Here is a 9,267-nt window from a genome sequence, read left to right on the forward strand (position 1 = left end):
GTCATTGAGCGCCGCTAAGCTTTCGCCACCCTCACAACCGGGATTCCCGCCATGCGCTCGACAATCCGCCTGTTTGCCCCGCTATTGCTGCTCCCGGCGCTCGCCGCGCCGGTATTCGGCGCCACCGCCGCGCCCGTCAGCCCGAACTGCGGCGGCAGCACGACGCCGATCGCCGATATCCAGGGGCCGGGCGCGCCGTCGCCGCTCGCCGGTCAGAACGCGTCGATCGAGGCCGTCGTCACCGCCGATTTCGGCGGCACGGACGGCTTCGGCGGCTTCTTCGTCCAGCAGGCCGACGCGCAGCGCCGCAACCAGCCGGGCGTGTCCGAAGGCCTGTTCGTCTATGCGCCGAAGGTGCGTGCGAAGGCCGGCGATCTCGTGCACGTGACGGGCAAGGTCGAGGAGAAATACGGGCAGACGCAGCTCACGCTGTCGGGCGCGATCGCGGTGTGCGCGAACGGCCAGACCGTAACGCCCGCGACGCTCACGCTGCCGGTCGACGGCCCGAACGCGTTCGCCGCATACGAAGGGATGCGCGTGCGCCTGCCGCAGACGCTGAGCGTCACCGACAACTACGAGCTTGGCCGCTACGGCAGCGTGATGCTCAGCAACGGCCGCCTGCGTACGCCGACGAGCGTCGTGCCGCCCGCGCAGGCGCAGACGCAGATCGGCGCGAACGCGCGCAACCGCCTGATCCTCGACGACGGCTCGAACAAGCAGAACCCCGCGACCGTACCGTATCCGGCGCCGGGCCTGTCGGCCGCGAACACGCTGCGCGCGGGCTACACCGTGCGCGACGTCGAGGGCGTGCTCGAAGTGCGTTACGGCGCATGGCGCGTGCAGCCGCTGCCGGGCGCGGCCGTGCCGGCGTTCGACAAGCGCGAGAACCCGCGCACCAACGCACCCGCGCGCGACCCGAAATCGAACCTGCGCGTCGCGTCGTTCAACGTGCTCAACTACTTCAACGGCAACGGTCTCGGCGGCGGCTTCGACGATCCGGACAACCGCGGCGCGAAGACGTTCCAGGAATTCCAGCGCCAGGAAGCGAAGATCGTCAGCGCGCTGAAGGCCATCGACGCCGACGTGATCGGCCTGATGGAAATCCAGAACAACGGCTACGGCGAATTGAGCGCGGTGCGCCAGCTCGCGGCGAAGCTCGGCAATCAGTGGCGCGTGGTCGATCCGGGCACGTCGCGGCTCGGCGGCGATGCGATAGCGGTCGCGATGATCTACGACAGCCGCAAGGTCGAACCGGTCGGCCGCGCGGCGACGCTCGCGATCGACGACAAGAACCGCCAGCCGCTCGCGCAGTCGTTCCGGCTGGTCGGCGGCAACAAGCAGGCGCTGACGGTGGCCGTGAACCACCTGAAGTCGAAGAACTGCCCGGACGCCGCGAACGACGATCTCGACCAGGGCGATGGCCAGGGCTGCTGGAACCCGACGCGCACGCGCGCGGCGGCGAAGGTGGCCGACTGGTTGGCCGGCAACCCGACGGGCGTCAAGAGTCAGGGCGTGCTGCTGATCGGCGACTTCAACAGCTACACGTACGAAGACCCGATCCGCACGCTCGAATCGCGCGGCTATCACAACCTCGTCGCGCGCTGGATCGGCGCGAACGCGTACAGCTACGTGTACAACGGCGAAGCCGGCTATCTCGACCACGCGCTCGCGACGCTGCCGCTCGCGTCGCACGTGAAGGCCGTGCACGAATGGCACATCAACGCGGACGAGCCGCTCGCGCTGCAATACACGCTCGCGTACAAGTCGGCCGAGCAGCAGAAGACGTTCTACGCGGCCGATGCGTATCGTTCGTCGGATCACGATCCGGTGCTGATCGATATCGCGCTGCCGGGCGGCGGGAAGTAATCGTGGTTTGAGTCTTTGCGACGACGGGCGCGATGTGCGGCAATGCCGCGCGTCGCGCCCGTCCCGGAAAGCCGTTCGAATACCGGGTAAATAATGCCGTGAATAATTCGTCGAGCCGGTATTTTATGGATGACGCAGTGCACATCGGCACTTCGATTGAAACGCGATTGAAGTGGAAAGAATCATCGAGTGGCGTGTGCATGATGCCGCATCGTCTTAATCGATTGGCGATAATAAAATTGAAAGAATGATCCTGTCGATATGAAGGCTTTCGATGCGTTGCGCCAATACGGGAAGCGGCTTCTGCGCCGTGCTGAAAAAGTAAAATAGTCGGCGCGACATAGCCGATAAAGCCCACCTTGCACGAATAATTCCGTTTTCTTTCAAATCCCAGACACTATCTGCCTTTCGCATCATCGCGGGATTTTTAATATCCGAATGATCTTTGACAACGCGGCGCAGCACCGCCTATTTTTGTCATGTCGTAAATTTCGGTAATACAAAAGTTGGCCAAACTGCAGGGGGCGCGTCCGGGCATCATTCTCGCCAGCAGTTTGCTGTGTCTGTATCAAGTTCAGTCTCTGAGAAGTCCCATTCCCAACCGCCGACTGCCGACCTTGCAACGCGAGTCGCGGGGTAGGCCTGCGCGTGTCGCGGGCGTTGGCGGCCTTTGTGATGCGGTATCCGAAGCCAAAGGAAAGAGATGAAACCAGACAGGAGCAGTACCGGCAGCCGCCGTGTTCGTCGTGGCCGGCTGGCCGGGCTAGGCGCAATGACCGCCATGACGCTGGCGCTCGCGGCATGCGGCGGCGACGATTCGTCGTCCGTCGGCGCGTCGAGCCTCGCGCAGGCCACCGCGAGCCAGCAGGCCAGCGCGCAGGCGGCCGGCACGCAGGCGCCGGCCGCCAACCAGCCGTACGTCGACCCGGTCGCGTATTCGATGAACGCGACCGACGGCCTCGCGCCGTCGCAGGTGTCCGAGAAAGCGGCCGTCATGCATTACCAGTGGAAAGGCGGCGGCAAGACGATCGACTACACGACGACCACCGGCCACCTGACCGCGCAGGACGCGAACGGCAATCCGGAAGCGTCGATGTCGTATGTCGCGTACACGGCGCCCAGCACCAACGGCAAGCCGCGCCCGGTCACGTTCGTCTACAACGGCGGGCCCGGCTCGTCGTCGATCTGGCTGCGGCTCGGCTCGTTCGCGCCAACCCGCGTGGCCACGCCCGATCCGCTGTTCGGCACCAACTGGCCGAACTATCCGCTCGTCGACAACGCGGACAGCCTGATCGACACCACCGACCTCGTGTTCATCGACCCGCCCGGCACCGGGCTGTCGGAAGCCGTGTTGCCGAACACCAACCAGAAGTACTGGGGCTCCGACGTGGACGTGAACATCATGCGCGACTTCATCCAGCGCTACCTGAACGTCAACGGCCGCGGCACGTCGCCGATCTACCTGTACGGCGAATCGTACGGCACACCGCGTACCGACATGCTCGCGCTCGCGCTCGAATCGGCCGGCGTGCACCTGACGGGCATCGTGCTGCAGTCGTCGATCCTCAACTACTTCGCGGACGCGGTGGAAGCGGTGGCGATCACGCAGTCGACCGAAGGGCTGCTGCTCGATACCGATACGGTGGCCGGCTACCTGCCCGGCTACGCGGCGGTCGCGGCGTACTTCAACCAGGTGTCGCCGGCGCCGGTGAACCAGGATCTGTACGCACTGCAGACGGAACTGTTCACGACGCTGATCTACAGCCAGTTGCAGAAGTATTCGCAGTCGTGGGTGTTGAGCCAGCTCGGCATTCCGGATGCGCTCGGCACGCCGGTGTTCCCGAGCGATGCGACGCTCAGGCTGTGGTCGATTCCGTCGAGCCTCACGCAGCGGGCGCTGCGCGACTACTTCAACGCGAATCCGTTCGGCACGAGTCTGGTGCCCGGCACGACGATCGGCCGCTACGACGGGCGCGTGTCGCTGCCGAATTCGGCCCCGCGGCTGCAGACCGACGGCGATCCGTCCGACATCCTGATCTCGCAGCCGTTCACGAACGCGCTCGCGACGCAGATGCCGGACTATCTCGGCTATACGGCCCCGAACGCGACGTACCTGCCGCTGAACGACGACATCATCGGCGTCTGGGATTTCTCGCACGACGGCCAGCCGATGCCCGACACGATCCCCGATCTGCTCGGTGCGCTGCAGCTCAACCCGAAGCTGCGCGTGCTCGCGGAGAACGGCTACCACGATCTCGCGACGCCGTTCTTCAACACCGAGAAGCAACTCGCGCGGCTGCAGACGGTGAAGGGCCTGAATCCGAAGCTGCAGGTGAACTTCTTCCAGGGCGGCCACATGATCTATCTGGACGACGTTGCCCGTCCGCAGATGAAGCGGGACTTGCAGACGTTCTACAAGGGCGCGCGGATTCCGACGGCGCTGACGCTGCATACGCTGCCGCCGCCGTGGCCGGACGAAAACCCGCCGGGCGTACCGACCGGCAGCGCGCCGGGCGCGACAGCGGCGACGACGCTGGCGGCCGCCCCCTGAGCGACGGACTCCTTGTCAAAGGAACCCTCTATTCATCCATTGAATGCGAGCGATCATGTCCCTAATCCAATTGATGCGGCGTATGTCCCCGTTGATCGTGCTCGGTGCCGTGATGAGCAGTGCCTACGCGTTGCCGCCGCAGGCGGTGGCGCCGGTGAAGCTGCCGCACGGCGGGCGCGGCGTCGACGGCCCGTTCTTCCCGGCCACGCGGGCGGCGCCGGTGCTGCCGTCGACCGGTGCGGCCCTGCAGCAGCAGGCGCAGCAGCGCGTCGACGCGCGGCTCGGCGGCAATACCGTGCTGAGCAACGGCGCGGCCGTGACGAAGGCGCAGGCGCAGAGCAGCGGGCTCGGCTTCGTGTCGCAGCACTTCGACGAGATCGATGCGAAGCACACCGGCCGCGTGACGATGAGCGATGTACGGCAGTTCATCCGGCAGCGACAGGTGCAGGCGCAGCAGGAGCAGCAGGACGAGTGACGTAGCAACGCAGGGCGGCGGCCGGCGCGGCTTTCCCTCGCGCGGGCCGCCGATCATCGCGCAGCTCGTCGCGCATTTTCGGCGGCGTGCCTACGTGACGGACCGGCGCCAGTCGATCGCAACATCCTTGTCTACATGTTCAAGGCGCCGCACGCGCGTGCGCTGTTCGCCGCGAGCCGGGCCGACGAGACGCCGCGGATGATCGCGCTGCTTCACACGAGCCACGATCTCTATGCGAAGAACGACGATCCCGCGCTGAAGCTGGCGATCCATACGCCGGTAAACGGCGATGACGAGGCGTGATGCGGAGGTGACGGGCGCCCCCCGGCGGCCACGCAGCGAAGCATCGGCTTCGTGCGTGAACGCGGGTGGCACGCGTCATGGCGGAAGGGCGGCGGCTCAGGCCGTGCGTCGAGCGGACAGCCGATTCCAAAGCAGGCCGGAGCGGCTGCCGCTGCGGCAATACGCGAGCACGGGCTTCGGCAGCGTGTCGACCAGTGCGCCGAACGCGTCGACTTCCGCTTCGCCGATGCGGTCGCGCTCGACCGGCAGGTAACGCGCATCCATGCCCAGTTCGCGCGCCGCGGCGGCGATCTCCTCGAACGCCGGTTGATCCGCGCCTTCGCCGTCGGGCCGGTTGCAGATCACCGCGCGAAAGCCGGCATTACGGATCGCCTTCAGATCGGCCGGCGTGATCTGCCGCGACGCGGTGAAGCCGGTCGCCGCCGCCGCCCGGCATTGCTCGATCGCCCGCGTGAAACAGGCGATCGCGAAGTCGACGTCCTCTTCCGTCGTGAAACGGCCGAAACTGATGCGTACGGTACGCCCGGCCGTTTCGGCATCGAGGCCGATCGCGGTCAGCACGTGCGACGGTGCGCCGCTGGTCGAGTTGCATGCGGAGGTGGACGACACGGCAAGCGCTTCACCGAGCATGAACGGGAAGAAGCCCGGCGCATGCACCGTCAGGCTCAGCGTGTGCGGGATACGGCGGGCGGCGGCCGCGTTCTGCGTGACGTCGCCGAGCGCGAACAGCGCGCCGGTGAGCCGCGCGCCGAGCGCCGTGATCCGCGCGGCCTCGCCGTCGAGCTTTTCAGCGGCGAGTTCGCAGGCTACACCCATGCCGACGATCTGATGCGTGGCGAGCGTGCCCGAGCGCAGCCCGCGCTCGTGGCCGCCGCCATGAATCTGCGGCGCGATCCGGCTCGCGATCTCGCGACGGACGAACAGCGCGCCGATGCCCTTGGGGCCATACACCTTGTGGGCGGACATCGACATCATGTCGATGCCGAGCGCGCGCACGTCGATCGGCGTCTTGCCGAGCGCCTGCGCGGCGTCCACGTGAAGCAGCGCGCCGGCGGCGTGGACGACGCGGGCGATCGCGCCGATGTCGGTCAGCGTGCCGATCTCGTTGTTCACGAGCATCAGCGACACGAGGCCCGTGTCGGGGCCGATCGCGGCCGCCACTGCGTCGGCGGTGATTTCGCCGTTCGCGTCGGGCGCCAGGAAGGTGACCTGCGCGCCGTGCTTCGACAGGTTCGCCATCGTGTCGAGAATGGCCTTGTGCTCGAGGCGGCTCGTGATCAGGTGGCGCTTGCCGGTCGCGTTTTCCGCATAGCCCTTCAGCGCGAGGTTGTTCGATTCGGTGGCGCCCGAGGTCCAGACGATCTCGTCGGCATCCGCGCCGATCAGCGCGGCGACCTGCGCACGGGCATGCTCGACCTTGTCTTTCGCCCGTCGGCCGGCCGCGTGCGAGCTGGACGCGGGGTTGCCGAAGATGCCGTCGAAGCCGAGGCAGGCCGTCATCGCTTCGATCACACTGGGGTCGGCAGGGGTCGTGGCTGCGTAGTCGAGGTAGTGCAGCGGGGGGATGTCGCTCATGTCCGTTTCTTGCTCATTGCGTGGTGACGGAATGATACGGGGGACAGTAGGGAAAAAGGATCCAAAGTTGGCTGACGATTCGATCTAACGTGGAATAACGTTTTGTTTATAAGCGAAATTGGGGAATTTGTTTTTATATGAGCACGCCGGCCCGATCACGTCGCCGTATCGGGGCCGGATTGGGTCGACAACCGGTGTGCATCCCGCACCCACGCCAGCAGCGCGTGCTCGTACTTCGACGGGATCGTGACCGTGAGCGTCGTGAGGCGGGTGGCGCTGCTGGGCAATTCCAGATAGCGCCGCCAGGCTTTTCGCACCAGTTGCGACATCGCGGAGTCCGTCATGCCGAGTTCGGCGGCCAGCGCCCGTTGGGATCTGCCTTTCACGAAAATCTCGTGCAGGGCCCACTGGTTCAGCGGCTTGGTCCGCGTATCCTGAAGCCGCAACAGCCGGAACTGTTCGGCAGTCATGCGTCGGGTCGTTTGCATTCAGATCCGCCCCGAATGTTGAAGTGACGAGATCAATTCCGCGCCGCACGAAGTCTTGTGGCCGTCGAAAGCGGCGGCCCGGCCTTCGATGTCGAAGCTCGGGTCGCCTTCGGCGATCTCGCAGGCGCCATGAATCGGACACGAGCACGCGTCGCCGATACGCGCGACCGCGCGTCCCATCACCGTGCTTGTTTGGGCGCCGGATTCGACCCGGCCGCCGTGGGTGTGCGTATCTTCTACCCGGATAATTCCCCGCATGGGATTTCCTCCTCCAAATGGTTTGAGGTCTGACGCGGCGATCACGTTCGGACGAAGCGATTTGCCGTGCCGGTGTGCATCACCATGAATAGCCTTGCATGCCGTAATTCGTATCGTGTCGGCGTCCCCACCACGGCAGGTAGGCGTTGTTTCCGCCGCGTGCGCGGAACCAGTCCTTGTCGGGATCGATCGGCGTGAGCTTCGACGGTGGCCGGACAACGACCGCGACCGGGTGCTCCGGATCGGTCGTGCCGGCGACGAGTGCGTTGCCGCCGAAGTGATTGATTCGGCCGATGGCGAGCGCGACGTCGGTCAATGCGCTGCCGGTTCCCATGTCGCCGAGCAGGGCGGCCGTGTTGAATGTCTGCTTGCGGTGGTCGTATTCGGGAAGGGTTTCGGTCAACGTCTGCGCGAGCGCGGCAAGACGTGCCGACGATGCGTCGCTGCCTTTACCTGCGTCGTGAACGATGTAGTTGACGTCGGTTGCCGCGATGCCGGCGTTGCGTGCGGCTTGGTCGATGGTCGCCTTCCACGCCTGCACGGCGCGCATTGTGCCGACCTTCGGCGAAAAATCATGCGTGTTGCCGGTTGCTGCCTTGCCGATCCAGGCGAGCGGTTCACGCTCGGTGTTGAAGGTCGGGCCGGCGAGGAACAGCACGACAAGATTCTCGTTGATCTGTGCGTCCGTGGGCGGGAAGTTGGGTGCGTCCCAGTTCATCGCCCAGACGCTCTTGTCGGGGTTCGCCTGCAAGTAGTCCAACGCATTGTTCAGCGATGTGAATCCGGCGTTGGGGCCGCCTTGTATGACTTGTACGTCGGGGAGCTCGTTGCGGCTCCACATCGTCGGAAAATGTGGGTTGCCGATCGAGAACGTCTTTCGGATCGAGTCCTGCAAGTAGCTTTGCGATTCGGCTGCGTCGAGCCGCTCCGGAATCGCTAGTTCGACACGGATGCCAGCCAGCTCGCGCCAGTTGTTTTTATTATCGGGATTAACAGTATAGAAATACCTAGGATTGGACGCATAGCGCGATCGAAGCAGTAGAGGGAACTCAAAAATGTACTTGCGATAGAACCCTCTAAACGTTTCTGCGCCTTCGTTGCCGTATGCGATACCCGCTACCGACTGGAGCGTCGTAAAGGACTTCGGATCGGTCCGCACCATGTCGTCGTTCTTGTTCGGGGATGCGAGTCCTTGCGTCCACAACAATTGCCATTCGGTCGGATAGTCCATGCGTTGCAACGGATTCAACCAAATGAGTCCGACGACCTGGGCAAAGAATGGCTTCGCCGGCTCTTCGACGGAGGGAGCTGCGTTCGCTATTGGTTCAGCGGCGGCTGCGGAATGCGCCGAGCGCATCATGGCCGTCGAGAACAGAAACGCCACAAGTGCCATCCAACTCGGTACAACTACAAATCGTTTCATCCCACCTCCTGCTGCTCGATACAACATCTACGTTCACGTTTAACGCGCTGCCGTGCCGGTATGCATCACCATGAATAGCCTTGCATGCCGTAATTCGTATCGTGTCGGCGTCCCCACCACGGCAGGTAGGCGTTGTTTCCGCCGCGTGCGCGGAACCAGTCCTTGTCGGGATCGATCGACGTGAGCTTCGACGGTGGCCGGACAACGACCGCGACCGGGTGCTCGGGGTCGGTCGTGCCGGCGACGAGTGCGTTGCCGCCGAAGTGATTGATCCGGCCGATGGCGAGCGCGACGTCGGTCAATGCGCTGCCTGTTCCCATGTCGCCGA

9 protein-coding genes and 1 pseudogene are annotated in these 9,267 nt (G+C 64.9%); 4 read left to right on the top strand and 6 right to left on the bottom strand.

Features of this window, described 5'->3' with window-relative positions:
- Positions 1-51: 51 nt before the first annotated feature.
- A complete protein-coding gene (locus LGM42_RS11040) occupies positions 52-1,866 on the top strand; it encodes an ExeM/NucH family extracellular endonuclease (protein WP_226232220.1) in 1,815 nt (604 codons plus the stop codon).
- Positions 1,867-2,082: 216 nt separating this feature from the next.
- Here the strand turns inward: LGM42_RS11040 and LGM42_RS11045 are convergent, their stop codons facing one another.
- Positions 2,083-2,331, bottom strand: coding sequence for a hypothetical protein (locus LGM42_RS11045; protein ID WP_226232221.1), 249 nt, complete (start codon positions 2,329-2,331; stop codon positions 2,083-2,085).
- A 238-nt stretch (positions 2,332-2,569) separates the two neighbouring features.
- Between LGM42_RS11045 and LGM42_RS11050 the strand changes: the two genes are divergently transcribed.
- The 3 genes from LGM42_RS11050 (at position 2,570) to LGM42_RS11060 (ending at position 5,195) form a co-directional block, all read left to right on the top strand.
- Complete coding sequence (locus LGM42_RS11050) at positions 2,570-4,417, top strand: S10 family serine carboxypeptidase-like protein (protein ID WP_226232222.1); 1,848 nt, start codon at positions 2,570-2,572, stop codon at positions 4,415-4,417.
- Positions 4,418-4,460: 43 nt separating this feature from the next.
- Positions 4,461-4,892, top strand: coding sequence for a hypothetical protein (locus LGM42_RS11055; protein ID WP_059579750.1), 432 nt, complete (start codon positions 4,461-4,463; stop codon positions 4,890-4,892).
- A 135-nt stretch (positions 4,893-5,027) separates the two neighbouring features.
- Complete coding sequence (locus tag LGM42_RS11060; protein ID WP_226232223.1) at positions 5,028-5,195, top strand: hypothetical protein; 168 nt, start codon at positions 5,028-5,030, stop codon at positions 5,193-5,195.
- A gap of 96 nt (positions 5,196-5,291) precedes the next feature.
- Here LGM42_RS11060 and LGM42_RS11065 read toward each other — a convergent pair whose 3' ends face one another.
- The 5 genes and pseudogenes from LGM42_RS11065 to LGM42_RS11085 all read right to left on the bottom strand — a co-directional run.
- Positions 5,292-6,770: an aminotransferase class V-fold PLP-dependent enzyme gene (locus LGM42_RS11065; RefSeq protein WP_226232224.1), complete on the bottom strand. Its 1,479-nt coding sequence runs from the start codon at positions 6,768-6,770 to the stop codon at positions 5,292-5,294.
- Positions 6,771-6,925: 155 nt separating this feature from the next.
- Positions 6,926-7,240, bottom strand: a complete 315-nt coding sequence (locus LGM42_RS11070; RefSeq protein WP_060316206.1) for a TrfB-related DNA-binding protein — start codon at positions 7,238-7,240, stop codon at positions 6,926-6,928.
- Positions 7,241-7,258: 18 nt separating this feature from the next.
- On the bottom strand, positions 7,259-7,516 hold the full coding sequence (locus LGM42_RS11075; protein WP_059579755.1) for a PAAR domain-containing protein: 258 nt from the start codon (positions 7,514-7,516) through the stop codon (positions 7,259-7,261).
- Between the two features lie 79 nt (positions 7,517-7,595).
- Complete coding sequence (locus LGM42_RS11080) at positions 7,596-8,939, bottom strand: virulence factor (protein WP_226232225.1); 1,344 nt, start codon at positions 8,937-8,939, stop codon at positions 7,596-7,598.
- Positions 8,940-9,004: 65 nt separating this feature from the next.
- Positions 9,005-9,267: pseudogene (locus tag LGM42_RS11085) on the bottom strand (virulence factor); the annotation flags it as partial.

It is taken from the genome of Burkholderia sp. AU39826 (assembly GCF_020419965.1).
Taxonomy (GTDB): Bacteria; Pseudomonadota; Gammaproteobacteria; order Burkholderiales; family Burkholderiaceae; genus Burkholderia; species Burkholderia semiarida.